Source organism: Mycolicibacterium confluentis (assembly GCF_010729895.1).
GTDB classification, from domain to species: Bacteria; Actinomycetota; Actinomycetes; order Mycobacteriales; family Mycobacteriaceae; genus Mycobacterium; species Mycobacterium confluentis.
In genome coordinates, this window is the sequence record NZ_AP022612.1 from 3,333,700 (window position 1) to 3,360,065 (window position 26,366).

25 protein-coding genes are annotated in these 26,366 nt (G+C 67.3%); 15 read left to right on the plus strand and 10 right to left on the minus strand.

The annotated features are described in order from the left end of the window. Nucleotides 1-59: 59 nt before the first annotated feature. Nucleotides 60-818 (minus strand): SDR family NAD(P)-dependent oxidoreductase, encoded by a 759-nt coding sequence (locus G6N34_RS15630; protein ID WP_085148074.1) that lies wholly within the window; start codon nt 816-818, stop codon nt 60-62. A gap of 128 nt (nt 819-946) precedes the next feature. Between G6N34_RS15630 and G6N34_RS15635 the strand changes: the two genes are divergently transcribed. From G6N34_RS15635 to G6N34_RS15655, 5 genes are all read left to right on the plus strand, one after another. Continuing rightward, nucleotides 947-2,446 carry a molybdopterin-dependent oxidoreductase gene (locus tag G6N34_RS15635; protein WP_085148076.1) on the plus strand — a complete coding sequence of 500 codons (1,500 nt, stop codon included), beginning with the start codon at nt 947-949 and terminating at the stop codon, nt 2,444-2,446. 8 nt (nt 2,447-2,454) lie between these two features. Then, nucleotides 2,455-3,981 (plus strand): ATP-dependent DNA ligase, encoded by a 1,527-nt coding sequence (locus G6N34_RS15640; RefSeq protein ID WP_085148079.1) that lies wholly within the window; start codon nt 2,455-2,457, stop codon nt 3,979-3,981. Nucleotides 3,982-4,064: 83 nt separating this feature from the next. Beyond that, nucleotides 4,065-6,356: a carbon starvation CstA family protein gene (locus G6N34_RS15645; RefSeq protein WP_085148082.1), complete on the plus strand. Its 2,292-nt coding sequence runs from the start codon at nt 4,065-4,067 to the stop codon at nt 6,354-6,356. Continuing rightward, nucleotides 6,302-6,493 (plus strand): YbdD/YjiX family protein, encoded by a 192-nt coding sequence (locus G6N34_RS15650; protein ID WP_085148086.1) that lies wholly within the window; start codon nt 6,302-6,304, stop codon nt 6,491-6,493. The genes G6N34_RS15645 and G6N34_RS15650 overlap by 55 nt, the downstream gene beginning before the upstream one ends. A 6-nt stretch (nt 6,494-6,499) precedes the next feature. After that, on the plus strand, nt 6,500-7,393 hold the full coding sequence (locus G6N34_RS15655; RefSeq protein WP_085148089.1) for a hypothetical protein: 894 nt from the start codon (nt 6,500-6,502) through the stop codon (nt 7,391-7,393). Nucleotides 7,394-7,492: 99 nt separating this feature from the next. Here G6N34_RS15655 and G6N34_RS15660 read toward each other — a convergent pair whose 3' ends face one another. Further along, nucleotides 7,493-8,710 carry an MFS transporter gene (locus tag G6N34_RS15660; RefSeq protein WP_085148091.1) on the minus strand — a complete coding sequence of 406 codons (1,218 nt, stop codon included), beginning with the start codon at nt 8,708-8,710 and terminating at the stop codon, nt 7,493-7,495. Nucleotides 8,711-8,887: 177 nt separating this feature from the next. Between G6N34_RS15660 and G6N34_RS15665 the strand changes: the two genes are divergently transcribed. Then, the gene (locus G6N34_RS15665; RefSeq protein WP_085148095.1) at nt 8,888-10,075 is read left to right on the plus strand and encodes an ROK family protein; all 1,188 of its coding nucleotides are present in this window, start codon (nt 8,888-8,890) and stop codon (nt 10,073-10,075) included. Here the strand turns inward: G6N34_RS15665 and lhgO are convergent. After that, nucleotides 10,065-11,258: an L-2-hydroxyglutarate dehydrogenase gene (lhgO, locus tag G6N34_RS15670; RefSeq protein ID WP_085148098.1), complete on the minus strand. Its 1,194-nt coding sequence runs from the start codon at nt 11,256-11,258 to the stop codon at nt 10,065-10,067. The two genes, G6N34_RS15665 and lhgO, sit on opposite strands and share 11 nt — an antisense overlap. A gap of 151 nt (nt 11,259-11,409) precedes the next feature. Here lhgO and G6N34_RS15675 point away from each other — a divergent pair, with 151 nt between their 5' ends. From G6N34_RS15675 to G6N34_RS15685, 3 genes are all read left to right on the plus strand, one after another. Continuing rightward, complete coding sequence (locus G6N34_RS15675) at nt 11,410-12,642, plus strand: acyl-CoA dehydrogenase family protein (RefSeq protein ID WP_085148101.1); 1,233 nt, start codon at nt 11,410-11,412, stop codon at nt 12,640-12,642. 8 nt (nt 12,643-12,650) lie between these two features. Then, a complete protein-coding gene (locus G6N34_RS15680) occupies nt 12,651-13,754 on the plus strand; it encodes an acyl-CoA dehydrogenase family protein (RefSeq protein WP_085148104.1) in 1,104 nt (367 codons plus the stop codon). Between the two features lie 362 nt (nt 13,755-14,116). Beyond that, the gene (locus tag G6N34_RS15685) at nt 14,117-14,533 is read left to right on the plus strand and encodes a hypothetical protein (protein ID WP_133057702.1); all 417 of its coding nucleotides are present in this window, start codon (nt 14,117-14,119) and stop codon (nt 14,531-14,533) included. Between the two features lie 11 nt (nt 14,534-14,544). On the opposite strand, the gene G6N34_RS15690 is transcribed toward G6N34_RS15685, so the two are convergent. Continuing rightward, nucleotides 14,545-16,002, minus strand: coding sequence for an HNH endonuclease signature motif containing protein (locus tag G6N34_RS15690; protein WP_235680629.1), 1,458 nt, complete (start codon nt 16,000-16,002; stop codon nt 14,545-14,547). A gap of 251 nt (nt 16,003-16,253) precedes the next feature. On the opposite strand from G6N34_RS15690, the gene G6N34_RS15695 reads away from it, so the two are divergent. Further along, nucleotides 16,254-17,024 (plus strand): SDR family NAD(P)-dependent oxidoreductase, encoded by a 771-nt coding sequence (locus G6N34_RS15695; protein WP_085148110.1) that lies wholly within the window; start codon nt 16,254-16,256, stop codon nt 17,022-17,024. Nucleotides 17,025-17,088: 64 nt separating this feature from the next. On the opposite strand, the gene G6N34_RS15700 is transcribed toward G6N34_RS15695, so the two are convergent. Beyond that, on the minus strand, nt 17,089-17,850 hold the full coding sequence (locus G6N34_RS15700) for an SDR family NAD(P)-dependent oxidoreductase (protein WP_085148114.1): 762 nt from the start codon (nt 17,848-17,850) through the stop codon (nt 17,089-17,091). 203 nt (nt 17,851-18,053) lie between these two features. Between G6N34_RS15700 and G6N34_RS15705 the strand changes: the two genes are divergently transcribed. The 4 genes from G6N34_RS15705 to G6N34_RS15720 all read left to right on the plus strand — a co-directional run bounded on the left by G6N34_RS15705 (nt 18,054) and on the right by G6N34_RS15720 (nt 21,382). Continuing rightward, nucleotides 18,054-19,244 carry a lipid-transfer protein gene (locus tag G6N34_RS15705; RefSeq protein WP_085148116.1) on the plus strand — a complete coding sequence of 397 codons (1,191 nt, stop codon included), beginning with the start codon at nt 18,054-18,056 and terminating at the stop codon, nt 19,242-19,244. Continuing rightward, on the plus strand, nt 19,241-19,690 hold the full coding sequence (locus G6N34_RS15710; protein ID WP_085148119.1) for a MaoC family dehydratase N-terminal domain-containing protein: 450 nt from the start codon (nt 19,241-19,243) through the stop codon (nt 19,688-19,690). The genes G6N34_RS15705 and G6N34_RS15710 overlap by 4 nt, the downstream gene beginning before the upstream one ends. Next, a complete protein-coding gene (locus G6N34_RS15715; protein WP_085148122.1) occupies nt 19,687-20,103 on the plus strand; it encodes a MaoC/PaaZ C-terminal domain-containing protein in 417 nt (138 codons plus the stop codon). The genes G6N34_RS15710 and G6N34_RS15715 overlap by 4 nt, the downstream gene beginning before the upstream one ends. Nucleotides 20,104-20,197: 94 nt before the next feature. Then, nucleotides 20,198-21,382, plus strand: coding sequence for a TetR/AcrR family transcriptional regulator (locus G6N34_RS15720; protein ID WP_085148124.1), 1,185 nt, complete (start codon nt 20,198-20,200; stop codon nt 21,380-21,382). Between the two features lie 37 nt (nt 21,383-21,419). On the opposite strand, the gene G6N34_RS15725 is transcribed toward G6N34_RS15720, so the two are convergent. Continuing rightward, complete coding sequence (locus tag G6N34_RS15725; RefSeq protein WP_085148127.1) at nt 21,420-22,340, minus strand: alpha/beta hydrolase; 921 nt, start codon at nt 22,338-22,340, stop codon at nt 21,420-21,422. A gap of 156 nt (nt 22,341-22,496) precedes the next feature. Here G6N34_RS15725 and G6N34_RS15730 point away from each other — a divergent pair, with 156 nt between their 5' ends. After that, the gene (locus G6N34_RS15730) at nt 22,497-23,324 is read left to right on the plus strand and encodes an SDR family NAD(P)-dependent oxidoreductase (protein ID WP_085148129.1); all 828 of its coding nucleotides are present in this window, start codon (nt 22,497-22,499) and stop codon (nt 23,322-23,324) included. A 65-nt stretch (nt 23,325-23,389) separates the two neighbouring features. Here G6N34_RS15730 and G6N34_RS15735 read toward each other — a convergent pair whose 3' ends face one another. Genes G6N34_RS15735 through G6N34_RS15750 form a run of 4 tightly spaced genes read right to left on the minus strand, consistent with a single transcriptional unit; the run spans nt 23,390 to nt 26,365 of the window. Then, nucleotides 23,390-23,890, minus strand: a complete 501-nt coding sequence (locus G6N34_RS15735; RefSeq protein ID WP_109788271.1) for a CAP domain-containing protein — start codon at nt 23,888-23,890, stop codon at nt 23,390-23,392. Beyond that, nucleotides 23,860-24,432 carry an Rv1363c family protein gene (locus G6N34_RS15740; protein ID WP_085148132.1) on the minus strand — a complete coding sequence of 191 codons (573 nt, stop codon included), beginning with the start codon at nt 24,430-24,432 and terminating at the stop codon, nt 23,860-23,862. The genes G6N34_RS15735 and G6N34_RS15740 overlap by 31 nt, the downstream gene beginning before the upstream one ends. Beyond that, entirely contained in the window at nt 24,429-24,947 is a 519-nt protein-coding gene (locus G6N34_RS15745; RefSeq protein ID WP_085148135.1) for an Rv1363c family protein, read from the minus strand. The genes G6N34_RS15740 and G6N34_RS15745 overlap by 4 nt, the downstream gene beginning before the upstream one ends. Further along, the gene (locus G6N34_RS15750; protein WP_085148138.1) at nt 24,914-26,365 is read right to left on the minus strand and encodes an MCE family protein; all 1,452 of its coding nucleotides are present in this window, start codon (nt 26,363-26,365) and stop codon (nt 24,914-24,916) included. The genes G6N34_RS15745 and G6N34_RS15750 overlap by 34 nt, the downstream gene beginning before the upstream one ends. Nucleotide 26,366: the final 1 nt, after the last annotated feature.

Genomic DNA, 26,366 nt, shown 5'->3' on the forward strand with positions numbered 1-26,366 from the left:
GACGCCAAAGAGTGTACTTTTCTCGATTCACTCCGTGGCGTCAACCCGGCACGGACGTCTTACTTGGGTGCGAACCTCTGCCCGGCGTCCAGGCGCAGGCACTGCCCGTTGAGCATCGGGTTCTCGACGATGGCGGTCACGAGCTTCCCGTACTCCTCGGGGCGGCCGAGGCGCTTCGGGAAGGCCGCGTCCTTGGTGAGCGCGTTGGCGAACTCGTCCGGGATGCCCTTGGTCAGACCCGTGGCGAACAGGCTCGGCGCGATCGCGAGCACGCGGATGCCCAGCGAGCCCAGGTCGCGGGCCATGGTCAGGCACATGCCCGCGATGCCGGCCTTGGCCGCGGTGTAGGCGACCTGGCCGATCTGGCCCTCGAACGCCGCGATCGACGCGGTGTTGATGATGACGCCGCGCTCCTCGTCCTCCGGATCGTTCTTGGCCATGTGAGAGGCCGCCAACCGGCTGATGTTGAACGTCGCGATGAGGTTCAGGTCGATGGTCTTGCGGAAGGTGTCGAGGCTGTGCACACCTGCCTTGCCCAGCGTGCGCTCACCGATGCCGCCGCCGGCGGTGGTGACGATGACGTGCAGGCCGCCGAGGTCGGCCACGGCAGCGGCCAGCGCCTCCTCGGTGCCGTCGAAGTCGGTGACGTCGACCGCGTGGAACGTGCCGCCGAGCTCCTGCGCGACGTCCTTGCCGTCAGAGCCCTCGCGATCCAGGATCGCCACGTCGGCGCCCTTAGCCTTGAGCAGTTCCGCAGAGGCCCGGCCCATGCCGGACGCGCCGCCGACGACGATCGCCTTCTTGCCGTTGATCTCCATAGATGAGTCCTCCTCGCCTGATTTGAGTTACAAATTTAGCGGGTCATGTCACGTTTAGGGAACCCACCCCCACGAATTGAGTATCCGGTACTCCCCGGAGGCCGGTTCGGCTCGGTACCTTGGCGGCTATGGAGGCACCGCGCGGTGTGCGCATGGTCCTCGGGGTGGCTGCCGCGCTCTTGGCGCTCGGTGTCACCCAACTCGCGGCCGTCCCGTTCGGGCCCGGGGCCGACGCGCGCAACGCGGTCGGGTCGACGGTCATCGATCACACTCCCGGTCCCGTCAAGGAATGGGCGATCCAGACCTTCGGCACCGCCGACAAGCTGTTCCTGACCATCGCAATCGTGGTCGTCATCCTGGTGCTCGCCGCCGTCACCGCCGCGGCCGAGACCCGGCGCCGGCCCGTTGGGAGCATCGCGATCGCGGCGGCCGGTGTCGCCGGGGCCGCCGCGGTGCTCAGCCGGCCAGAAGCGGGTCTGGCCGACGTGATTCCCAGCCTGCTCGGCGCGGCCTGCGGTGTCGCCGCGCTGCGGATGCTGCTGCGCGAGCGTCCATCCGACACCGAGCGTCGGCGCGCCCTGGCAGCACTGGGCGTGCTGGCCGTCGGCGTCGTCGGTGGCGTCGCGGGAGTCGCCTGGTCCCGGCGATTGAACTCCGTCGAAGGGGACCGCGAGGCCTTCGCCGCCCCCACCCCACAGGCCCCGGCCCCGCCCATTCCCGACGACGTGCAACCGCGCGGAGTGACACTGCCCAGCTTCGTCACCAGCAACGCCGACTTCTACCGCATCGACACCGCGCTGGTCGTACCGCAGTTGCCCCGGGACCAGTGGAAGTTGCGCATCCATGGCCTGGTCGATCGCGAAATCACCTTCGACTTCGACGATCTGGCGGACTTCGAACTGGTCGAGAAGGTCGTCACGCTGACGTGTGTGTCCAACCCGATCGGTGGTGACCTGATCTCCAATGCGGTCTGGACCGGCTACCGCGTGCGGGATCTGCTGGCGCGGGCCGGGGTGAAACGCGAGGCGGACATGGCGCTGTCCACCTCGAGCGACGGTTTCACCGCGGGCACCCCCGTCGACGCGCTCACCGACCGCCGCGACGCGCTGCTGGCCATCACCATGAACGGCCAGCCGCTGCCGCCCGAGCACGGGTATCCGGCCCGCCTCGTGGTGCCCGGCCTCTACGGCTATGTGTCGGCCACCAAATGGGTGGTCGACCTCGAACTCACCAGATTCGACCGCGCGCAGGCGTACTGGACGAAGTTGGGCTGGTCTCCGCGCGGGCCCATCAAGACGTCCTCGCGTGTCGACGTCCCGCGCAGCGGTCAGGTCGTGCCGGTCGGCCCGGTGACCCTCGGCGGGGTCGCGTGGGCGCAGAATCGCGGCGTGCGCGCCGTCGAGGTGCGCATCGATGACGGCATCTGGCAACCGGCCGAACTCGGCGCGAGCTACTCCGGCGACACCTGGCGGCTGTGGAGTTTCCCGTGGCGGGCCGAGGTCCCCGGAGTGCACACCGTCACCGTCCGAGCCACCGACAACACCGGTCAACTGCAGACCGAGCAGTACGCGCTTCCGGTGCCCGACGGGGCCACGGGCTGGCATGAAGTGTCGTTCTCGGTCCGATAATCGGGTTCATGCTGCTTCACGACGTCACCGCGGCCTCGCGAGAGGTGGGCGCGACCTCGTCGCGACTGGCCAAGGCCCGCCATATCGCCGAACTGCTGACCCGCGCGGCCGCCGAGGGATCGGCCGAGCAGGTGGCGGTGATCGTCGCGTGGCTGTCCGGGGACCTGCCCCAACGCCAGATCGGCGTCGGCTGGGCCGCACTGCGCTCTCTTCCGCCCGCCGCTGCCACCCCCACCCTGACCGTCGCCGAGGTCGACACGACGTTCACCGCGATCGGTGCGGTCGCGGGCCCAGGCTCGCAGGCCCGTCGGTCGACGCTGCTCACCGGGTTGTTCAGCGCCGCAACCGGCGACGAACAGGCCTTCCTGCGTGCGCTTCTCGGCGGCGAACTGCGCCAGGGCGCGCTGCGAGGACTGATGGCCGACGCCGTCGCCAAGGCCGCGAACCTGCCCGCGACCGAGGTCCGCCGCGCGGCGATGCTCGGCGGTGAGCTTCCCGCGGTGGCGGCCGCGGCGCTGACCGGCGGTGCACCCGCGCTCGCGGAGTTCACCCTGCGGGTGGGCCGACCGGTCGGCCCGATGCTGGCGCAGACCGCGTCCGGGGTCGCCGAGGCGTTGGAGAAGCTCGGTGGCACAGGCATTTTCGAAGCCAAGCTGGACGGCGCGCGGGTCCAGATCCATCGGAGCGGCTCCGACGTCGCGGTGTATACGCGCAGCCTCGACGACGTCACGGCCCGCCTGCCGGAGGTGGTCGACGCCGCGAGGGCCCTGCCGGTGCGCAGTTTCATCGCCGACGGTGAGGCGATCGCACTGCGCGACGACGGGCGTCCACACCGGTTTCAGGTCACGGCCTCGAGGTTCGGAAGCCGCGGCGGCGGCGCCATCGGTCTGTCTGTGTTCTTCTTCGACCTGCTGCACCTCGACGGCACCGATCTGCTCGACGCACCCACCGCCGAGCGACTCGCCGCACTCGATGCGGTGGTGCCAGCGCAGCACCGCGTCGACCGATTGGCCACCTCGGACGAGGAAGCGGCACAGGAGTTCCTGACCGCGACTTTGGACGCCGGACACGAAGGCGTGATGGCCAAGTCCCCGACCGCGGGCTACGAGGCGGGCCGCCGCGGCGCCGGATGGCTGAAGGTCAAACCCGTACACACCCTGGACCTCGTGGTGCTCGCGGTCGAATGGGGGTCGGGGCGCCGCACCGGGAAACTGTCGAACATTCATCTGGGTGCCCGGGATCCGGCCACCGGCGGATACGTGATGCTGGGAAAGACCTTCAAGGGCATGACCGACGCGATGCTGGACTGGCAGACAACGCGGTTCACCGAACTCGCCGACGGACCGACCGACGGGTATGTGGTGCGGGTTCGACCCGAGCAGGTCGTCGAGATCGCATTCGACGGCGTGCAGTCCTCCACCCGCTACCCGGCGGGTATGGCGCTGCGATTCGCCCGCGTCGTGCGGTATCGCGACGACAAACCCCCAGCCGAGGCGGACACGGTGGACGCGGTGCGCGCGATCTTCGAGCGCTGAGCCGACCCAATTGCTTCGATTCCCCGGCCCGCAGTGCAAGGATCGCACTCAAGCGACACAGACACCGGAGGGATCTGAGACACGTGGCCACACCCGCCGCTCCGCCAGAGCGTCTCGAGGAGACGGTCGGCGACATCACCTACATTCGCACCGAGGCGGACCTGCCGCCGGTCGCGATCATCGACCGCTCCCCCATCACCACCAAACACAAGGCGATCTTCGGCACCATCGCCCTGGTCGGCGCCATCGCCTGGGCGATCATCGCGTTCTTCCGGGGTGAGACCGTCAATGCCGTGTGGTTCGTGTTGGCCGCGATCTGCACCTACATCATCGGTTTCCGGTTCTATGCCCGGTTGATCGAGATGAAGATCGTCAAGCCCAAGGACGAGAACGCCACGCCCGCCGAGATCTTCGAGAACGGCACCGACTACATGCCGACCGACCGGCGGGTGCTGTACGGGCACCACTTCGCGGCGATCGCGGGCGCCGGTCCCCTCGTCGGACCGGTGCTCGCCACCCAGATGGGATTCCTGCCGGGCACCATCTGGATCATCATCGGCGCGGTCGTCGCGGGCTGTGTGCAGGACTACCTGGTGCTGTCGATCTCGACGCGCCGGCGCGGACGCTCGCTGGGCCAGATGGCGCGGGACGAACTCGGGGTGGTCGGCGGTGCCGCGGCGATCATCGGCGTGCTGGTCATCATGGTGATCCTGTTGGCGGTGCTGGCGCTGGTGGTGGTCAACGCGCTGGCCGAAAGCCCGTGGGGGGTCTTCTCGATCGCGATGACCATTCCGATCGCCATCTTCATGGGCCTGTATCTGCGGTTCCTCCGTCCAGGCCGGGTCTCCGAAGTGTCATTGATCGGCGTCGTGCTGCTGCTGCTGGCCGTGGTCTCCGGCGGCTGGGTGGCCGAGACCGCCTGGGGCGCCGACTGGTTCACGCTCTCGAAGGTGACTCTGTCGTGGTGCATCATCATCTACGGCCTGGCCGCGTCGGTGCTGCCGGTGTGGCTGCTGCTCGCACCACGCGACTACCTGTCGACCTTCATGAAGGTGGGCACCATCGCCCTGCTGGCGGTCGGAATCCTGTTGGCTCGCCCCCTTATGGAGGCGCCGGCCATCTCGCAGTTCGCCACCCGCGGTGACGGCCCGGTGTTCGCCGGATCGCTGTTCCCGTTCCTGTTCATCACCATCGCCTGCGGCGCGCTGTCGGGCTTCCACTCGCTGATCTCCTCGGGCACCACGCCCAAGCTCCTCGAGAAGGAGAGCCAGATGAAGCTGATCGGCTACGGCGGCATGCTGACCGAGTCGTTCGTCGCGATCATGGCGCTGATCACCGCGTGCATCCTGAACCAGCACCTGTACTTCGTGATGAACGCCCCCGCCGCCGCGACCGGCGGTACCGCGGAGTCGGCCGCCGCGTACGTGAACGGCCTGGGCCTGTCCGGCGCCCCGATCACCGCCGAGGAGATCACCGCGGCCGCCGAAGGGGTCGGGGAGAATTCGATCGTGTCCCGCACCGGCGGCGCGCCGACGCTGGCGTTCGGCATGTCCGACGTGCTGCACCAGGTGTTCGGCGGTGAGAGCCTCAAGGCGTTCTGGTACCACTTCGCGATCATGTTCGAAGCGCTGTTCATCCTGACGACCGTGGACGCCGGCACCCGGGTGGCCAGGTTCATGCTGTCCGACGGTCTGGGCAACCTGGGCGGGCCGTTGAAGAAGCTGCGCAATCCGAGTTGGCGGGTCGGCGCGTGGGCGTGCAGCGTGATCGTCGTCGCGGCCTGGGGGTCGATCCTGCTGATGGGCGTCACCGATCCACTCGGCGGGATCAACACGCTGTTCCCGTTGTTCGGCATCGCCAACCAGTTGTTGGCCGCGATCGCGTTGACCGTGGTCACGGTGGTGGTGATCAAGAAGGGCCACCTGAAGTGGGCCTGGATCCCCGGCGTTCCGCTGCTGTGGGACCTGATCGTGACGATGACGGCGTCATGGCAGAAGATCTTCTCGGCCGACCCCAAACTCGGCTACTGGAAGCAGCATTCGCAGTACGTCGCCGCCAAGGAGGCTGGTGAGACATCGTTCGGTGCGGCCAAGGATCCGGGGCAGATCGACGCCGTCATCCGCAACACCTTCATCCAGGGCACGCTTTCGATCGTGTTCGCGGTGGTGGTGATCATCGTCGTCACGGCCGGTGTGGTCATGGCGTTGCGCTCGATTCGCGGGGTCGGCAGACCCCTTGCCGAGGACGAACCTGTGCCGTCGCGCATCTTCGCCCCATCCGGCATGATCCCGACGGCTGCCGAGAAGGAGGTGCAGAAACAATGGGACGCGCTTCCCGCCTCAGCCACCAGATCCGTTGGTACTTCTCCACATTGATGGGTGACAACCACTACCGCCGGTACGTCGAGCATCGGCGGCGGTTGCACCCCGATGAGCCGGTCTGCACGGAACGGGAGTACTGGCGGATGCGCGACGCCGCCGTCGAGGCCAACCCCGGCGCCCGCTGCTGCTGATCGCCCATGACCGACGTCGATCGCACCAGGCGCAGGTACATCGAACCTGAGACCACGCTGTCGACCTACCGGTACCTGCGGATCAGTCTGGTTTCGGCGGTCGCCGCGCTGATCGCGTCGGTGGTGATCACCCGGTTGGCGTCCGGTGTTCCGCAGGACTCGGTCAGCGCCTACTACTACACCGTCAGCCACAGCATCTTCGTTGCGTCGCTGGGCGCCACCGGACTCGGGCTCATCGTGTACAAGGGTGAGGCGATCACCGAGGACATGCTGCTCAACTTCGCCGGCTTCATGGCGTTCGTCGTCGCCCTTGTCCCGACGGGGCGCCCGGCCTGCCAGGATCCGGACCCGCGGGCCTGCGGACTGTGGCTGCCGAGCAGCGCCGACACTGACGTGCCGATCCCCAACAACATCTTCGCGCTGCTCATCGCGGTCGCCGTCGGTTATGCGTTCTTCGTGGTCGTCGATGCGGTACAGGGCAATCCGCGGGCCACTCGTCCCCGGCGAGCGAAACTCGAGGTGGCGGTGCGGGTTCTCGGCGGGGCGGTCGTGGTTTTCGGAGTGGTGGTCCTGATCGTCAGTCCCCAGACGTTCGCCGACAAGGCCCACGGTTATGCGGCCATCGCGATGTTCGTGGCGATGACGGGTGTGGTCTGCCACTACGCGCTGTGGGCTGAGACCGGCAAGTACAGCGCGATCTACACGGCCACGGCGATGCTGATGGTGATCGGCGTGGTCTGGGCCGTGGTGTGCCTGTTCACCAAGGGTCCGGTGTTCTGGCCGGAGGTGCTGTTGATCGCGTCCTTTGCGACCTTCTGGATCACCCAGACCTTCGACCTGTGGCCCCAGGAGCACAAGTACGCCGACGAGGCCGACGCGATGGAACGCGCGCAGCCCTGACTCAGACCGAGGGCTTTCGGTGCACGCGCAGTCCCAAGCCGCCCATCCCCGTGGTCAGCGTCACGCGCATGCGTCCGGGCAGATGCAGTTCGATGTGGGTCATGCGTCAACCTCCTTTCGCTGCAACAGCACCGAGCAGGTGAGGATCACCAGGCCCGCTGCCGCCAGCAGTGCCCCCGCTGCCGCGGGAGCGGTGTAGCCGAATCCGGCCGCGATCACCATTCCGCCGATCCAGGCGCCCGCCGCGTTGGCGATGTTGAGCGCCGAGTGATTCAGGGCGGCGGCCAGGGTCTGTGCGTCGGCGGCGACGTCCATCAGGCGGGTCTGCAGGGCAGGCGCGATGGCCGCACCGCTGGCCCCGATCACGAACAACACGATCAGCGCGGTAACCGAGTGGTGGGATGCCACAACGAACACCGCCAGCGCAATGCCCAGGGCAGCCATCGTCGCGTAGAGGCTGCGGATCACCGACCAGTCCGCGAGCCGGCCGCCGAGGAAGTTGCCGACGACCATCCCCGCGCCGAAGACCATGAGCCCTACCGGAACCCACGCCCTGCCCACGCCGGTGACATCGGTCAGCGTGGTCGCCACATAGGTGTAGACGGCGAACATTCCGCCGAACCCGACCATGCCGACGCCCAGCGCCAGCCAGACCTGCGGACGCTTGAGGGCGCCGAGTTCGGTCAGCGGACTGCTGGCGTGGGTTGCGCCGACGCTGGGCAGCCACAGCCACAGCGCGACGATCGTCGCGATGCCGATCCCCACGACGAGGACGAAGGCACTGCGCCAGCCCAGGTGCTGGCCGAGCCACGACGCCAGCGGAACACCCACCACGGTGGCGACCGTCAGGCCCGTCATGACCTGCGCGACGGCCTTGGCGCGGTTTCCGGGGCCCAGTAGGCGCGCGGCGACGAGTGCGGCGATGCCGAAATACGCGCCGTGCGGCAGGCCCGCGACGAACCGCGCGGCCACCAGCGTGCCGTAGGTCGGCGCGAGAACCGACGCCACGTTGCCGAGCACGAACACCGCCATCAGGGTCAGCAGCAGCGCCTTGCGCGGCGCTCTGGCGGTCAGTGCGGCGATGACGGGCGCGCCGATCACCACACCGAGCGCGTAGGCCGAGATGATGTGGCCGGCCGACGGCTCACTGACGCCGAGGCTGGCGGCGATGTCGGGCAGCAGGCCCATTGCGACGAACTCGTTGGTGCCGATGCCGAAACCCCCGAGCGCCAGCGCCAGCACCGCCAACTTGAGGACCGAGGGAGGCGGCGCCACCAGCGCGGCGGGCGCGGTGGGTGGCACAGCAGCAGTCGTCACGGTCGTCCCGCTTCCGGTTTCGTCAGGAGGGCTCCTGCACCGTTGCAGAACACCAGATCGCGTTCCAGCCTATCCGCCCTTTCAACTCATTTCTCACTGACTTATGTCTTTTTCAGGCAGAAGTAACGAGCCTTTCAGGCATTGCTGACATAAAGCACGGATTGTTAAATAGGGCCCATGCCCGTGCTCAGGCGTTCCTCACACCTCCGGTCGGCGTCTGTGGGCGAACTGTTTGCGCTGATCCGCGACGGCGTCGCGACCACACGCAGCGAACTGCGGCACGCCACCGGACTGTCACGAACGGCCGTGGCCGCCCGCGTCGCGGCGCTCACCGAGTGCGGCCTGGTTGTCGAACACGACGAGGGGCCATCCACCGGAGGCCGACCGCCCGCACTGCTGCGGTTCAACGCCGACGCGGGAGTCGTCGCGGCCGTGGCGATCGGACGCAGTCGCACCCACCTGGCCGTCACCGACCTAGCGGGCCACGTCCAGGCGCACGCCGATGTCGATCTGGACGGCGCCCCCGGACCCGACGAATTGATGCCCAATCTGGTCACACGCCTCGAGGCGCTGCTCACCGAAAGCGGCCATGAGTTCGCCGAGGTGCGCGGTATCGGCGTGAGCCTGCCGGGCACCGTCGACCTGGCCGCGGGCGCCAGCCTGGACTCACCCGTCATGAACGGGTGGGACGGCATCGCACTGGCGCCGTACTTCAGCGGCCTCACGTCCGCTCCGGTGATCGCCGACAACGACGCCAACGCCATGGCACTCGCCGAGTGGCGCGGCGGCCACCGCGACGTCGGGAACCTTCTCCTGCTCAAGCTTTCGACGGGCCTGGGCGCGGGCATCATCGCGGGCGGGGCGCTGCAGCGCGGAGCGGTCGGCGCCGCCGGCGAGTTCGGCCACAACAAAGTGGCTGCCGCCCAAGGGGTGCTATGCCGCTGCGGAGACACCGGCTGCCTGGAGGCCATCGCCGGCGGCTGGCCGATGGTGCGCACACTGCAGCAGCAGGGTCACCCAGTGCACCACGTGCGGGATGTGGTCGAGCTTGCGCATCGCGGCGAACCGGAGGCGCGGCGCCTGCTTCGCGACAGCGGACGCCACATCGGTGAGGCGATCGCGGCAGCCGTCAACCTGCTCAATCCCGCGGTGCTGGTCATCGGCGGGGACATGACCGGCGCCTATGACATCCTCGTGGCCGGACTCCGAGAGACGTTGTACGGCAACGCGACCGCGCTCGCGACGCGCACCCTGCAGGTGGTGCCCGCGTCCTTCGGAGACCGCTCGGCCGCGCAGGGATCAGCCGTGCTGGTGCTCGACCACATCCTGTCGGTCGACGCGGTCGATGCCACCCTCAGCGATTGACGCCCACCGACGCGAGGTGCGCGCCGATCGGCAGTGCCGCCGTCGCGGCCGGCGACGGTGAGTTCAGCACGTGCACCATCCGGTTGGTCTCCTCGATCACGAAGTCATGCAGCAGCGTGCCGTCCCGCCGGACTGCCTGCGCCCGAATCCCGGCGGGAACGGGCAGCAGGTCCGACTTCTGCAGTGCCGGTGCGTATCTGCGGCACTCCCGCAGGTAGCTGCCCTTGAACAGCGAGTTGCGGATCTCGCGCAGGCCCACGCCGACGTTGCTACGGGCGACGCGCCAGGTGCCCGGGAAGCGCGCCATCCGCATGACGTCGGCGACGTCGACCGAGAACTTCGGGTAGCGCTGACGGGCCAGGCCCAGCACGGCATTGGGTCCGACCGTGATGTCGCCGTGGACAGTCGGACTCAGATGCACACCGAGGAAAGGCAGTTCGGGATCGGGCACCGGGTAGATCAACCGCGTGACGAACCCGACCCGATGCGGCGGCAGCCTGAAGTACTCGCCGCGAAACGGCACGATCTGGGTGTCGACGTTCAGTCCGGCCATCTGCGCGAGGCGGTCGGACTGCAGTCCCGCGCACGCGATCAGCCGATCACAGGTGACCGAGATGTACTGAGTCGACACCGAAACCCGCTGCATGGATTCGGCGATCGCGACCACGCGGGCACCCCTGCGCACATCGCCGCCGCGGGCCGCCACGAGTTCGGCGAGTTTCCGCGCGATCCGCGGATAGTCGACGATGCCGGTGCGCGGCAGGTGCAGGGCCGCGAGGCCGGTGACGTTGGGCTCAAGTTCAGCCAACTCGTCGGCGCCCACGCGTCGGCATTCAATGCCGTTGATCTCTGCACGGCGTTCCAGGTCGGCCATCCGGGCCAGCTCGGCCGGGGTGGTGGCCACGATGAGCTTGCCGCACTCCTCGAACGGGATGCCGTGTTCGGTGCAGAACTCTTTGGTCGCCTTCTCCCCCGCCTTACACAGCGTGGCCTTGAGGCTGCCCGGTTCGTAGTAGATGCCGGAGTGGATGACGCCGCTGTTGTGCCCGGTCTGGTGTGACGCGACGTCGCCCTCGGCCTCCAGCACCAGCACGGTGGCGTCGGGATCCGCTTCCAGCAGGTGATACGCCGTCGACAATCCGACGATTCCGCCGCCGATCACGCAGTACCGAAAGTGGCTCACCCGGACATCCTGCTACCGATCCGCACGACACGACCACCAGGGCGCTCACCGGAATCGCCACCAAACCCCGCAAGATTTGATCAAATATCGGATCTGTCCCTAACATGACAACCAAGCCGTGTACGGTCACACCACCCAGCAGAGGACAACCATGGACCTAGAGTGGTCGGAGAAGGACCGCGCCTTCCGCGATGAAGTGCGGGGGTTCCTCGAAGAAAAGCTCACCCCCGATCTGCGCGCCGCCGGGCGACTGATGACCAGCGTGTACGCCGATCACGAGGCGAGCATGGAGTGGCAGGCCATCCTGCACGAGCGGGGCTGGGCCGCCCCGGCGTGGCCCGTCGAGCACGGCGGATGCGACTGGACGCTGACCCAGCACTACATCTTCAGCCGCGAGTCGACGCTGGCCGGTGCGCCGTCGCTGTCGCCGATGGGCATCCGGATGGTCGCGCACGCGATCATCAAGTTCGGCACCGAGGAGCAGAAGGCGTTCTTCCTGCCCCGGATCCTGACCGGCGAGGTGTTCTTCTGCCAGGGCTACTCCGAACCGGAGTCCGGCAGTGACCTCGCGTCGCTGCAGATGGCCGCCGTCGACGACGGGGACGACCTGATCCTGACCGGCAGCAAGATCTGGACCACGCACGCGACCGAGGCCAACTGGATGTTCGCCCTCGTGCGCACGTCGCGCCTGGAGCGCAAGCAGCAGGGCATCACGTTCATCCTGTTCGAGATGGACACCCCCGGCATCGAGGTGCACCCCCTGGTCATGACCTCGGGCGAAGAGGTGCAGAACCAGGTGTTCTTCGACAGCGTGCGCGTGCCCAAGGCCAACGTGCTGGGCCGCATCGACGACGGCTGGACCGTCGCGAAGTACCTGCTGGAGTTCGAGCGCGGCGGCGGCGCCACCGCACCCGCTCTTCAGGTGATGGCCGAGGAGATCTCCACTGCCGCAACACAGCAGACAGGCCCCCACGGCGGCGCACTCATCGACGACCCCGCGTTCGCGCGCAAGCTCGCCGATGTCCGCATCCGCACCGAGGTGCTCGAGATCCTCGAGTTCAGGACGCTGGCCGTCGTCGCCGAAGGCGGCAACCCGGGCACGGCGTCGTCGATGCTCAAGGTGCTCTCGACCGAGTTGAGCCAGTTGATCACCGAACTGGCACTGGAGACCGCAGGCCCGCGTGGCCGGGTGTACCAGCCTCACGCGACCCGCCCCGGCGGGCCGGTGACCGAATACGAGCCGCCCGCCGACGGATACGTCAGCGGAGAGCCCTGGCAGGCGGTCGCACCGCTGCGCTACTTCAACGATCGCGCCGGTTCGATCTACGCCGGCAGCAACGAAATTCAACGAAACATCCTCGCCAAAGCGCAACTCGGGCTCTAGGACAGGTCATGGACTTCAACCTCACCAAGGAACAGGAACTGCTGCGCGACGGGCTCGCCAAGTTCCTCGACACCCGCTACGACCTCGCCAAGAGTCGCACCGCGGCCAAGACCGGCCCCGGCTGGCAACCCGACATCTGGCGTTCCTTCGCCGACGAACTCGGCATCCTGGGCGCGACCTTCGACGAGGAGGTCGGCGGAATCGGCGGTGGCGCCGAGGAACTCATGGTGATCACCGATGCGCTCGGGCATGCTCTCGTGGTCGAGCCCTACGTGAGCACCGTGGTGGTCAGCGGCGGACTGCTGCAGCGCGCCGACGCTTCCGCGGCCACCGAACTGCTGGAGCAGATCGCCTCCGGCACCGCGGTCGTCGCGCTGGCCTCCCACGACGACGAGGAACCCGCCACCGCGGCACGCGACGGCGGGGCGTGGGTGATCAACGGATCCAAGCCGGTCGTGCTTGACGCACCGCTGGCCACCCATCTGCTCATCACTGCGCGCACGACCGACGGCCTCGGACTGTTCCTCACCGAATTCGACGCGGCCTCCCCCGCCTCCGGGTTGGCCGTGCAGAGCTACCGGACCATCGACGACAGGCGCGCCGCCGATCTGGTGTTCACGGGCCTGCGTCTGCCCGCCGAGGCGCTGCTGAGCGCCGATGCCGAGGGATCGCTGGCGCGTGCGCTGGACGAGGGTGCTGCGGCAGTATCTTCCGAGGCCGTCGGCTGCATGCGAAAGGTGTTGACCGACACCGTCGAATACTCCAAGCAGCGCCAGCAGTTCGGGCAGCCGATCGGCAGCTTCCAGGCACTGCAGCACCGCATGGTCGACATGTACATGGAACTCGAGCAGTCGGTGGCCGCGGTGTTCCTGGCGATCCTGAACCTCGACGCCGAACCGGAGGTGCGGTCTCGCGCGGTGTCGGCGGCCAAGGCCACCATCGGACGCGCGGCGCGGTTCATCGGCCAGAACGCCGTGCAATTGCACGGCGGCATGGGTATGACCGAGGAACTCGCAATCGGCCACTACTTCAAGCGCCTGACGGCCGTGCAGTACGAGTTCGGCACCACCGACTACCACATCACGCGGTACGCGGAATTGACCAAGCCATAGGCTGAGCAGCGGAAACGCCGCTGACGCGCGGGTCCCCGGGCATAGACTGCCAGCGTGTTCTCCGAGACACGCTATGCGAGGAACGGGGACCTGCGCGTCGCCCATCGTTCCACCCGAGTGGGGCAAGGACGTCGCCGATCGCATTCCCGGTGCGAAATACGTTGCGCTGCCTGGCCACAACATCAATCACTGCTACGAGCCCGGCTGGCGGTCCTCCTTCCAGGAGGTCACGTAGACGCGCCTCGCCGCGGCCATGGGTGATCGCGATTCCCGGCGAGTGGCGCCTCTTCGCGGTCGCCTCTCCCCCGACTGAGTTTCCGAGACCGCCAACATAACCCGTCTTTGAGCGCGATCATCGAATGATGGCACTACAACCGTTCGCCGACACCGGGCACAACGACAACCATGGCCTGGTTGTCGCGCCATACATCCAGGTGATCCTGGCCGCCGTGCCGATGGGGAAGATCCTGGTCGTCGAGCACATCTCTGGGCAGTTGGCCGCACAGGACGGTGCCACAGTGAACTTCATCGAGGCTACGGTCCACGGGGAGAACTCAGTGGTGTACCTGCCGGTGCATTTCGTCTCCGGCGTGCGTCAGTTCGGCCCAGACCAGGGGCTGGGTCGACACCACCAATTCGGCTCTCCTGTCGGGCTTTACGTGAGCGGCGGGAACAACATTGTGGTTTCTGGCGGCGCCACGAAAGCGGTCACCGGCTCAGACCCGGGCGCGGCGATCTCGATGTTCGCCTCGGTGGTCGGGCATCTGGTCGACGCCTGAACCGGTCAGCCTCAGCTCGTATCCCGTTTTGCGCGTCGGCTTTTGATGCGTTGAATTCGTTCTTCCTCACGGGTGCGCCGACGGCCGGGCATCTGCACACCCTTGTCGAGGCTTGGCGTGCTCGACGGTGCGAGCTTCGACAGTGGCGCGGTGGTGGTGTCCCAGTTGGGGAAGAACAACCGACTGCCCGGAGACGTGGTGTAGGTGTGACCCGTGGGCGAAGTCCATTCGATGCGGCCGTCGGGATACTGGATGTCTGACCAGCCATCCTCGCCGACAAAGAACGTCTTGAGCAGATGATTTTTGCGGCACAGGCACCGTAGATCCGACGGATGCGTGGGCCCCGCCGGATACGGAATGGCGTGGTCGATATCGCAGGCTTGCGCTGGGGTGGTGCAGCCCGGGAACCGGCACCACATATCCCGGCTGCGCACGAACGCCGCCAACGCCGCCGACGGCCGATAGTGCGGCTCCGGCTCCGCCGAGGGAGTCTTGAGCGGGGTGACCTTGGCGTCGCCCAGAAGCAGCTCCCGCAACAGCCGGTTGGGAATGATACGGCCGTCCTCCAGCACCGCGGCCGGACGCCGCACCGGCGTGCTTGGAGGCGTCGCCGGCAGACTGGGTGATGATGCGCCAGGCCGAGACGCCGCCGACCGCGCTTCACCGGCACCAGTGGCATTCTCGGCCCGGGCCGAAGCCACAGCAGCCTCATCCGCCACCACATGAATCACCACCGGACTGCGAACTGGCTTCACCGAGGCGCCCGCACACTCAGGCCTGCCACACCGACACGCCAACGGCCCCGCATCAGCGGCCAACGCACCCAACGCATCAGCCCGACGCTCCCCCGCACTGCGCGGATCATCGGAGCACAGATGGCGAGCGAGCTCAGCGAGGCGTTTCCTCAACACCGCGGCATCAGTGCTGTAGATCCGCCCCCACATCGAGCAGGTCCCCGTCGCATCATCCTGCTTGCCGAACTCGACGTCGCGCCGGCGGGCGACCTCCTCAAACGTCGCCAGGGCCAGCGGGTCGTACTCGGCCAACACATGATCGATGACGGCATCCAACCTGGCATCCGACAAAGCACCCCAGCTCGCGGCCTGGGCGGCGATCACCCGATCGATGGCCTCCATCGGCTCGTCGTCGAGGACATCCCGCGTGCGAAACGAAATGGCCGAGGCCGTCCGGACCGACACCACCCCCGACTTGAGCAACTCGAACACCCGCGGCAGCCGGCTGAGCATGGCGCGGGCGAAACACATCTGACTTGACGCCTTCCGGCGGCTGATACCCATCGCCGCGCCGACCTCGGCGACCGTGAAATCCCACAGATCGCAGGAGCGGTGATTGCGCTCGTCGTCCGGGGTCAGACGCAACTCCATCAAGGCAAAGATCGCCGCCAGCCGCCCAGCAGTCGCGGCAGCCTCAGCACAAGTGGCGACACTGATCGCGGACACGACAGCCACGTCGTCACCCGGATCAAACACCACTTCGCACATACGTTCGATTCTCGTCATCTAAGACGCCGACCGCCACCCCCGACCGCCAACCTGTGGATGAAAACGCAACTGTGGACAACCACCAGCCACGACCTGGTTATAGTAGAACTGAAATTAACAACACTGGCTCAGGCGGTGCCCCAACGCACGCCCACCGAGTCAACGCGCTCCCCACCCGGTTGCGCACGAAAATTCTTATCTGACAGAGGGAGTCAGCGTTGACCGAGAATTCCTACGCAATCGTCGTCGGCGGGGCGTCCGGTCTGGGCGCCGAGATCGCCCGCACCATGGCCGCTCACGGCTATGCGGTGGTCATCGGAGACCGGAACCTTGGGGCCGCCCAGGAACTGGTGGCCCAACTCGGCGACGGCGGGCACGCCGCGGCCGCCGTCGACGTCTCCGACGAGGACAGCGTCGCAACATTTTTCGAGTCGGTGACCCAGCGCCCCGACAACTTCGACGTCGCGGTCAACTGCGCTGGCATCACCGCGCTCGGACTGGTCACCGAACTGCCGGTCGCGAAGTTCCGCCGCGTCGTCGATGTGTGCCTGACCGGCGCGTTCCTCTTCACGCAATACGCCGGCAGGCACATCGCCGACGGCGGCGCCATCATCTCCCTGAGCTCACTGAACGCCCGCCAGCCCGCGGTCGGGATGAGTGCCTACTGCTCCGCCAAGGCCGGCCTGTCGATGCTGACCCAGGTCGCGGCACTGGAACTCGGCTCCCGCGGGGTCCGGGTCAATGCCGTCGCGCCAGGACTGGTGCGCACCCCGTTGACCTCGGGCGCGCTGGGCGTTCCCGGCGTGGAGAGCGAGTACGTCGAGAACATCCCTCTCGGCCAGCCGGGCACTCCCCAGGACATCGCCCAGGCCGTGCTGTACATGGCCCAGGCGCAATGGCTCACGGGCGAGGTGCTCGACCTCAACGGCGGCGCCCACATGATGCGCTACCCGAACGTCAAGGCGCACTTCGAGGCCGCACAGGGCTGACCCCCCAACCACAGGAACTCCGGACCAGACAGTCCGGAGTTCCTGTTTTTCAGATGTTCTCAGATCACAGCCGAGTGGCGGCGTCCAGCCGGACGACCTCACCGTTGAGCAGCGTGGTCTCCATGAAGGTCGCGACCAGCGACGAGAAGTCGTCGGGGCGGCCGAGGCGCTTGGGGAACACGTGGATGTCCATCAGCGCTTCGCGACGCTTCTCATCGGTGCCGGCCAACATTCCGGTGTCCATGATGCCCGGGCACACCGTCATCACGCGGATGCCCCAGATGGCCAGGTCGCGGGCGAGCGGAAGGGTCAGCGCGACAATGCCTCCCTTGGACGCGGCGTAGGCGGCCTGTCCGACCTGCCCCTCCAAAGCTGCCGCCGACGACACGTTGACGATCAGTCCGCGTTCGCCGTCCGGGCCGGGCTCGTTCTGCGACATGACCCGAACCGCATGGCGCAGAACGTCGAACGTGCCGATCAGGTTGACCTCGACTGTCTTGCGGAAGACGTCCAGCGGGTGCATGTCACCCTTGCGGGACAGCACCCGGGAGGCCGGGCTGATGCCCGCGGCGTTCACGCACACGTCGATGCGGCCGAACTTCTCAGCCACCGCGTCGACGGCAGCGGCCACCGAGGCCTCATCGGCGACGTCAGCCTCCACGAAGAACGCGTTGTCGCCGAGCTCTGCGGCAAACTCCACACCGTTCGAGCTCGGCAGATCCAGGATGCCGACGCGACCACCCCGCTCGACGAGCATGCGGGCCGTCCCGGCCCCAAGGCCCGATGCGCCACCGGTGACCAGTCCGACCGACTTGGCGATTTCCACTGCTTTCCTCCATTTCGGCCCCTGGGCGACAGATCTCGGGGCGTGCTGAACCCGGAGCGGACAGTAGTTTCAGCCGCACCGCCAGTCAACCCGATAGTTATCTGCGATATCAGCCCGCATCCCGACCCAATGGTTGCATTAGTGCAGGGAGTATCCATATAGTTATTACTGATTCTAGTGGTAACCCGAATGTGAGGGTGGGTATGGAACGCAAGGTATGCGTCGCAGGGGTCGGCATGACCCCCTTCGCCAAGCCAGGCAAGAGCCGGGACTATCAGGAGATGGGTGCCGACGCCGCGCGCGCCGCCCTCGCCGATGCCGGGGTGGACTACACCAAGGTGCAGCAGGCCTACGCCGGCTACGTCTACGGCGACTCGACGTCGGGGCAGGCGACGCTGTACCACCTGGGGCTCACGGGCATCCCGGTGGTCAACGTCAACAACAACTGCTCGACGGGTTCGTCGGCACTGTGGCTGGCCCGCCAGGCCGTGGCCTCGGGTGCAGCCGAATGTGTTCTCGCAGTGGGCTTCGAACAGATGCGTCCGGGCGCGCTCGCCGCGGTGTGGGATGACCGGCCCAGTTCGACCGGCAAGTTCGAAGAGGTCGCGCTGGGCCAGCCCGGCGCCGACCCGAAGGCGCCGATGGCCGCTCAGCTGTTCGGCGGCGCCGGTGTCGCACACATGGAGCGCTTCGGCACCAAACCAGAGACGTTCGGCCGCATTTCGGTCAAGGCACGCCAGCACGCCGCACGCAATCCGTTCGCCGTCTTCCGCGACACCGTGACGCTGGAGGAGGTGATGGCCTCACCGACGATCTGGGGACCCCTGACGCGACTGCAGTGCTGCCCTCCCACGTGCGGTGCGGCTGCCGCAGTGGTGTGCAGCGAGGAGTTCGCTGCCGCCAACGGAATCGCGCAGACCGTCCACATCCGGGCCCAGTCCCTGGTCACCGACCTCCCGGGTGCCTACAACGGCGAGGACATGCGCCGCGTGGTCGGCTATGACATGTCGGCGAAGGCCGCCCAGGACGTCTACGAGGCCGCAGGCGTTGGCCCCGAGGACATTCCGGTGGTCGAACTGCACGACTGCTTCACCACCAACGAGCTGATCACCTACGAGGCGCTCGGCCTGACCCCTGAGGGCACCGCCGAGAAGTTCATCCTCGACGGCGACAACACCTACGGCGGGCGCGTGGTGACCAACCCCTCCGGCGGTCTGTTGTCGAAGGGTCATCCGCTCGGTGCGACGGGCCTGGCCCAGTGCGCCGAACTGGTGTGGCAGTTGCGCGGCCAGGCCGGTGACCGTCAGGTCGAAGGTGCCCAGCTCGCCCTGCAGCACAACCTCGGTCTCGGTGGGGCCTGCGTCGTCACGCTGTACGAAAGGACTTCTCGATGAGCGCCGAATCCCTCAAGGGCTACCAGTGGCCGGAGAGCAGCGTCGACGTCGAACGGGGCCGTGTGGCCATGTTCGCCAAGGCGATCGGTGAAACCGATCCGGTCTACTTCGACGTCGAGGCCGCTCGTGCCGCCGGTCACCGAGACCTGCTCGCACCTCCGACGTTCGTGTTCGGGCTTGATCTCGAACACTCCGACACGCTCGGCGTCCTCGAGGCCAACGGCGTGGACGTGTCGTCCGTCCTGCACGGCGAACAGAAGTTCGTCTACCACCGGCCCGTGTATGCCGGCGACACGCTTGAACTGCAGGCCGAGTTCACCGACTACTTCTCAAAGAAGAACGGCGCCTTGGAGTTTCTGGTGCGTCGTTCCCAGCTGTCCTCCGGCGGCGAACTGGTCGCCGAGATGGAGAGTGTGTCCGTCATCCGGAATGGAGCACCATCGTGACCACCGCCACCACTGAGATCCAGGTCGGAACCGAACTGCCACCGCTGGTGGTGGAGCCGATCTCCCGAACCACGTTGGCGCTCTTCGCCGGTGCGTCGGGTGACCACAACCCGATCCACGTCGACATCGACGCCGCCAAGGCCGCGGGTTTCGACGACGTGTTCGCGCACGGGATGCTGTCGATGGCCTACCTGGGACGTCTTGTGACGTCATGGGTCCCGCAGTCGCAGTTGCGCGCGTTGAGCACGCGGTTCACCTCCATCACCCCGGTGCTCGCGCAACCGACGTGCACTGGGACAGTCGTGGGCGTCGACGATGTCGACGGCGAGAAGCGGGCCACCGTCGAGGTGAAGATCACCCTGGCCGACGGCACCGTGACGCTCAGCGGCGAAGCCGTGGTGGCGCTGCCGTAGATCCGGACGAGGCCTGGAGGAGTGGACTATAATCATGGTTCACTCTTCCGGGGTTCGATGGCCGCCGGAGGGCAGAAAAGGGAGGACCGCCGACGTGGCGCAGCCCGTTCGACAACACGCGCGAAGTTCGGTGCGCAAACTGCAGTTGTCTCAGGCTGCCGCCCGCCTGTTCACCGAACGCGGCTACCACAACGTCAGCATGGACGACGTCGCCTCGGCGGTCGGACTCACCGGTCCGGCACTCTATCGGCACTTCCGCAAGAAACACGACATTCTCGCGCAGGCGATCTCTGAGCAGTTGGGAGCAGTCGAAGCCGTTGCGGCCAAGGCCGCCGAAGCCGACCTGGAGCCCGACAAGCGCGCCACGATGTTCCTTTCCGACCTCGCCGACCTGGTCTTGGAGCGCGAGGAGGTCCTGCTGTGGAAGCGTGAGCGCCGGCAACTCGCCGAGAGCGAGCAGGACGAATTCCGGGCGAAGCTCAACGAGGTTCTCCGCCTGACGGTCAAGGCACTCGGCCTCGGAGACGGCGGCCAGCCCAGCAGCGATGCCGAACTGCGGGCGTGGAGCGTGCTGGCGATCTACTCCACCGTCGCCCCCGCCCGCAAGCGCCTCGACGACTCCGCGATCAAGCGCCTTCTGCAGACCATGGCCGAGGGCATCCTGCAGTGCAACCTGAAAGGCGCCGCGACGACGTCCGGACTGCCTGTGGCCCTGCAGCGCCGCCCACCGGGCCGCCGCGAGCGAATCCTGGCCACCGCCACGCGTCTGTTCCACGCGCAGAGCTACCATGCGGTCGGCATCGAAGAGATCGCGGCCGAGTCGGACACCGCGATCGCCACGTTCTATCAGTACTTCAGCGGTAAGGCCGAACTGCTGCAGGCCGTGTTGAGCCGCGGCGCCGAGGGGCTTCACTACGTCACCAATCACCGCCTCCCCTCCGCGAGCACACCGCAGGAGGCCATCGACACGATCGTCTGCACGCTCATCGAACTGGCCCTCGGCCCGCATCAGCCGATTCTGGCGATCCTCGCCGCGGATCTGATCTACCTCCCGGAGAACGCCCAGGACGCGATTCGGATGAGCGAGCGCGAGTACGTCGATGAGTGGGTGGCTGCCATTCTCGCTGTGCGGCCAGAACTTTCGGCGCCGCACGCGCGCCTGCTGGCGCAGGCGTCCATCGGGTTGGTCACCGACATCACCCAGACGCAGAGCATGCGCAGCCGTCCGGGCATCGCGGAGGAACTGCACCGGCTCGTGTCGGCCGTTCTCGCCGCCTAAGCTCCTGCGGCGCGGCCGCGGCCCGACCCTCGGACCGTCACTTCAGAACCTTGCGAACGAACTCGCCGATCTCCCCCGCCGCGTGCTGTGCGCGCGGCATGTACGTCGTGAACATCGTCCAGGCATGGCAGACACCGGAGTACACCGAGAGTGTCGACGGCGACCCGTCGCGCTCCATCCCGGCGTGCAGCATCCTGGCGTCGTCGAGGAGCACCTCGCGGTCGCTGACCAGGATGAGGGTTTCCGGAAGTCCATCGAATCGCCCGAACACCGGCGACGCCAGCGGATCTCGGGGATCGTGACCCTGCAGAACCGCCATCGCCAATGACTGCACCGAACGACGTGAGATCGCCTTGTCGGTGCCCGCGTGGACGTCGAAACTCTCCCCCGATGCGGTGAAGTCCGCCAGGGGTGACATCAGGACCGCGCCGGCCGGCGCAGATGTCTTCTGGTCGCGGGCCCGCATGAGCGAGGCCATGGTGAGACCGCCACCGGCCGAGTCACCCGCGAGCACCCAACGACCGTCGAAGCTCTCGGCGGCCCAGCCCATCACGGCCTGCGCATCCTCGACGGCTGCCGGGAAGGGAGATTCGGGAGCAAGGCGATAGTCGGGCACGACGACGGGGTGCCCACACGCCGCCGAGATCGCCGCAGCCACGCCGCGATAGCCAGCTGCCGAGCCCATGACGTACCCGCCGCCGTGCAGCCAGACGACCGCGGCGCTGTCGTCGACGCCCCCCGCGGCGACGCGAAGCGCGGGGACGCCCCCGGCGGACACCTCGGTGAAGGTCACCCCCTCGGGAAGCCCGAAGGAGGACATCATCTCGTCGAGGCTCTCGCGCATGACGGGCAGCGGCCTGCGTCCATCACCGAACACCCTGGCGAGGTCGCCATCGGCGCGCTCCAGAGCCTGCGCGTCGACCTCCGACACGTCCTGTCCCGTCAGCGACGACCCCATGTCGACACACCACCCATCTCAGTTCAAGCAAGAATAGAAACTAACTACAACCCGATAATAACTCGTCAGCGGACCATTGACGCTCATCTTCGATGAAGTTAACCTTCACACAAGGGTCCCTGCAACGAAGCCCGGACAGAACACGTGAGGAACGACATGCCACGACTCTCCGACAAGATCGCCCTGGTGACAGGTGCCACGACCGTGGAGCCGGGCGGGCTCAACATCGGCGGTGCCGCGGCCACCGAACTGGTCGCCGGAGGCGCCCGTGTGGCGCTGGCCGACATCAACATCGAGGGCGCGTCCGCACTGGCCGACCAGCTCAACCAGAAGTATGGCCCGGACGTCGCGATCGCGGTCCACACCGACCTCCGCGACGAGGCCGCGATCGCAGAACTCGTCGCCACCACCGTCTCGACCTTCGGCGGACTCAACGTCCTGCTCAACATCGCGGGTGTGTTCCCCGCCGGGGACGGTGACGTCGCCACCATGCCGATCGAGGTCTGGGACGACGTGATGGCAGTCAACCTGCGCAGCGCACTGCTCACCACCAAGCATTCGCTGCCCCATCTCCGCGCCGCGGGCGGTTCCATCGTGAACACCGCATCCACCCACGCCTTCGCCGGGGACACCAGCCTGACCGGATACGGCGCGACCAAGGCCGCACTGTTGGCGCTGACCAAGTACACCGCGACCCAGTACGGCCGAGAAGGTGTGCGGTGCAATGCCATCTGCCCCGGCACCACCACGACCCCACCGGCCCAGCAGCTGCCGAAGGTGGTCACCGACGTCTACCGGCGCCATACGCCCGCCGCTGACCTGAACGCCCCCGACGATCTGGCCAAGGTGTACGCCTTCCTCGCCTCGGACGACTCGCGCGGCATCAACGGCGAATCCATCAGGGTCGACGGTGGTCTGCTCGCCCATCAGCCGTTCGTCCCGGACATGGACTCCCTGGGAGCCTCGACGGCCACCTCGCAGTAGCCGAACACAGCACAGAACTGGCGCGCCGGCCTGAAGCAGCCGGCGCGCCAGTTCTTTTCGTGCAGTCAGTCCGGACGTCCGAACATCGCGACGACGACGGTGCGATCCAGACTGTTCTCCGACCACACCCCGATCCGGGTGTTGGCACAGTCGGCCATCATCGAGTAGTACGCGGGGTTGTGGTACCAGAGGTTGATCAGTTCGATCCCGCTGATCGCCAAGGCGGGATGGATGGCCACCGCCTCGGACACCGCCCCGCGGAACCCCGCGGCCTCCGCCCGCTGCTGGGGTGTGGATCCGTCGGTGCCGGCATCTCCCCCCAGGCTGCGATTCGCCATGAGATCACGGGCGTGCCATTCGGCCGCCAACAGCAGTTGCGGACTCACGGTCAGCTCACCTGTGCATTCCGCTTGGCGCTGAACCGCATACACGTTGGCGACCACACTGCTGTTGAACCGTCTGTTGTCTGCATGCGCCGCAGGCAAGGCGGCCGTCGAGGCGATCGTCACGCCGAGCGCCGTGGCCAGAACTGCTTTCAGAGGGGTTCGAACCCTGAGATCAACCATCGGTCTCCGACCTTCTCCAAATCGACTCGTGCGCTGGACCGCGTGTCTGTGGGCGGGTCCGCCCCCACGGTCGTGGTCTGGTTGACGTACACGAGAACCTGCGCGCGATCGGCGTCGGCCGACAGCAGTGCCGCGGCAGGGACCGTGGCGACGGCCGAGATGCGCTTCTGTTCGGCGCCGGGGATCACCAGGTCATTGATCAGCGTGGTGTACTCGTTGCGGAAATCGCCGGTCATCCGCTGCGTGGCGGCGGTCAGATCCTCCTGCACGTGGTCGGCACGGTAGGACAGCATCGCGCCGGCGCCCTCGGTCGCGGCGACCACAGCCTGCGCGGCGACCCCCTGAGACACCGACACCGAATTGGCTTGCCACTTCAGGTATCCCACGCCAAGGGCCATCGCCAGCACCGCCAGTGGCAATACCACACAGACGAGCACGTGACCGCGGTTGCGGGGCTTGTCCTCGGTCTCGATTGCCTCGGTCTCCGTGACCTCAGCCTCGGGAGCCTCGGTCTCTGTGGCCTCACTCTCAAGCACGGTCATGACACGAACTGAACGTCGGAGACCCGGGCGGTGTCGCCGGTCTGCTGCACCCCGATGCGCATCCGCCAGACCCGTGGATCTGGCTCCGCGGCACCGGCATTGGACATCTTGACTGACATCACCACCAGAACCTGCGCACCGTCTCCGTCGCGGGATTCCAGCGCGGCCGAGCTCACAGTGCCCTCCGAGGTGGACTGGGCCTGCTTGACGACGTCGGCGAAGGGTTGCGAACGCTTCTCGAAGTCCTCGTGGAACGTGCCGGTCGAGGAATCGAGGATGCGCTTGATATCCGCGTCCACGGTGCTGTGGTCGATGGTGGTCAGGTTGATCGCACCCTGCCGCGCGGCCTCGACGAACATGCTCTGCTGCGCTTGGTCCCGCCGGTCCTCGACCAGACGGTAGCCCAGCCAACCTCCGATGGAACCCAACGCGACGAATGCCACCGCACACACCGCAACCACGGCCTTGGTGGTCGAACCCGTCAGCCCATCGGCGGGATCAACATGCTCTGCCATGTCCTGCCTTCCGTCTTCGCGCCCAGGTCGGCCTGGGTGTAGATCTTCCCGTCAGGTGCGACGTACTCGCCGGTGTCCGGGTTGTACTCGGCCACCGCGACAGGTGCCGGGGCCGGAGCCGGAGCGGCGGCGGGCGGCTGATCGGCCGTCGGCAACAACTGCGGGACGCCCTGGCCGGTCAACGTCGCGTTCGGGTCGCCCTTCCAGTTGAAGCCCTCGTTGAGGGGTACGTACTCCTCGTCGCTCTCACACATGCGTGCCGTCGGCGCGCGCTTGCCCGGGCGGTTCAGGCACGGGTAGTTGCGGTTGCCGCGCACCACATTCCAGGAGTCCTGCGGGATCCGGCAGTACAGATCGCCGGGCGGGAGATCCGCCGACGTCTCCACATTCGGGGTGAGCTGCTGGTGCACAGGCAGGAACCCGGTGGTGCATGGTGGCGGCAGGTTGAGGTTGAGGTTGAAGCTCACGTACAGGCCGGGGGTCTTGCGCTTGGAGTCACGGTTGGCCAGAAGTGCACCCTGAAGGCCCGCGACGAGTTGCGGCTCGAGGACCAGCACCTGCTCGATCGCGGGCTGGTACACCACCGCGACTTCACCGACGCTGACGAGGTTCGCCATCAGCACCGGCAGTGTCGGCTTCAGCGTGTCGAACAGCGCCCGCGCCTCCTCGGTCGCCGCAGCGCCGCGCTCGAGCAGGCCGGCGACCGCGGGGTCGGCATCGCGGACCTGACCGGTCAGGTTGGCCAGGTTGGCGGCCCAGGCGTTGATGGAGTCCGCCGTCTCGCTCTGCGCGTCCATCAGCGGCTTGGCCTTGTCGATCAGCGCGAGCAGCGGATCGAGGTTGGCGCGTGCATCCGAAGCCAGGCGCGTGGAGCCCTGCACGATGCGGGACAACTCAGGCCCGAGACGCCCGACCGCGGTATAGCTCTCGTCGACAACGGTTTTGACGTTGTCGCGCGGGATGGCCTGAATTCCCTCATTCGCGGCGTCCAGCAGTTTGTTGATCGGCGGGGGCACCGTCGCCCGATCCAGCGGAATGACATCGCCATTCGCCAAGGGCGCCGCACCGGCACTGCGCGGCACCAGGGCGACGTACTGCTCGCCGATCGCCGAGGTGCTGTGCACCTCCGCGGTCAGATCCGACGGGATGTCGATTCCGGAGTTCAGCGACAGCACCGCCTCGACCCCGCCGGTCCGGGTCAGGCGCACCTCGGTGACCCGTCCGACCGTGGTGCCGCGGTAGGAGACGTTGGCGGTCTCGTACAGTCCGGCGGCCTGCGGGAGTTCCACGGTGACGGTGTACTGACCGACGCCGAACATCGCGGGCACCTTGATGTATCCGAACGCCATGATCCCGCCCGCGACCACGGAGACGATCGCAAAGAGCGCCAGTTGGAGCTTGATTCGCCTGGTCAACATG

Coding starts and splice junctions, on each gene's coding strand:
- G6N34_RS15630 (WP_085148074.1), bottom strand. CDS start 818: ATGGAGATCAACGGCAAGAAGGCGATCGTCGTCGGCGGCGCGTCCGGC.
- G6N34_RS15635 (WP_085148076.1), top strand. CDS start 947: ATGGAGGCACCGCGCGGTGTGCGCATGGTCCTCGGGGTGGCTGCCGCG.
- G6N34_RS15640 (WP_085148079.1), top strand. CDS start 2,455: ATGCTGCTTCACGACGTCACCGCGGCCTCGCGAGAGGTGGGCGCGACC.
- G6N34_RS15650 (WP_085148086.1), top strand. CDS start 6,302: ATGGGACGCGCTTCCCGCCTCAGCCACCAGATCCGTTGGTACTTCTCC.
- G6N34_RS15655 (WP_085148089.1), top strand. CDS start 6,500: ATGACCGACGTCGATCGCACCAGGCGCAGGTACATCGAACCTGAGACC.
- G6N34_RS15665 (WP_085148095.1), top strand. CDS start 8,888: ATGCCCGTGCTCAGGCGTTCCTCACACCTCCGGTCGGCGTCTGTGGGC.
- G6N34_RS15675 (WP_085148101.1), top strand. CDS start 11,410: ATGGACCTAGAGTGGTCGGAGAAGGACCGCGCCTTCCGCGATGAAGTG.
- G6N34_RS15680 (WP_085148104.1), top strand. CDS start 12,651: ATGGACTTCAACCTCACCAAGGAACAGGAACTGCTGCGCGACGGGCTC.
- G6N34_RS15685 (WP_133057702.1), top strand. CDS start 14,117: ATGGCACTACAACCGTTCGCCGACACCGGGCACAACGACAACCATGGC.
- G6N34_RS15705 (WP_085148116.1), top strand. CDS start 18,054: ATGGAACGCAAGGTATGCGTCGCAGGGGTCGGCATGACCCCCTTCGCC.
- G6N34_RS15710 (WP_085148119.1), top strand. CDS start 19,241: ATGAGCGCCGAATCCCTCAAGGGCTACCAGTGGCCGGAGAGCAGCGTC.
- G6N34_RS15725 (WP_085148127.1), bottom strand. CDS start 22,340: ATGGGGTCGTCGCTGACGGGACAGGACGTGTCGGAGGTCGACGCGCAG.
- G6N34_RS15730 (WP_085148129.1), top strand. CDS start 22,497: ATGCCACGACTCTCCGACAAGATCGCCCTGGTGACAGGTGCCACGACC.
- G6N34_RS15735 (WP_109788271.1), bottom strand. CDS start 23,890: ATGGTTGATCTCAGGGTTCGAACCCCTCTGAAAGCAGTTCTGGCCACG.
- G6N34_RS15740 (WP_085148132.1), bottom strand. CDS start 24,432: ATGACCGTGCTTGAGAGTGAGGCCACAGAGACCGAGGCTCCCGAGGCT.
- G6N34_RS15745 (WP_085148135.1), bottom strand. CDS start 24,947: ATGGCAGAGCATGTTGATCCCGCCGATGGGCTGACGGGTTCGACCACC.
- G6N34_RS15750 (WP_085148138.1), bottom strand. CDS start 26,365: ATGTTGACCAGGCGAATCAAGCTCCAACTGGCGCTCTTTGCGATCGTC.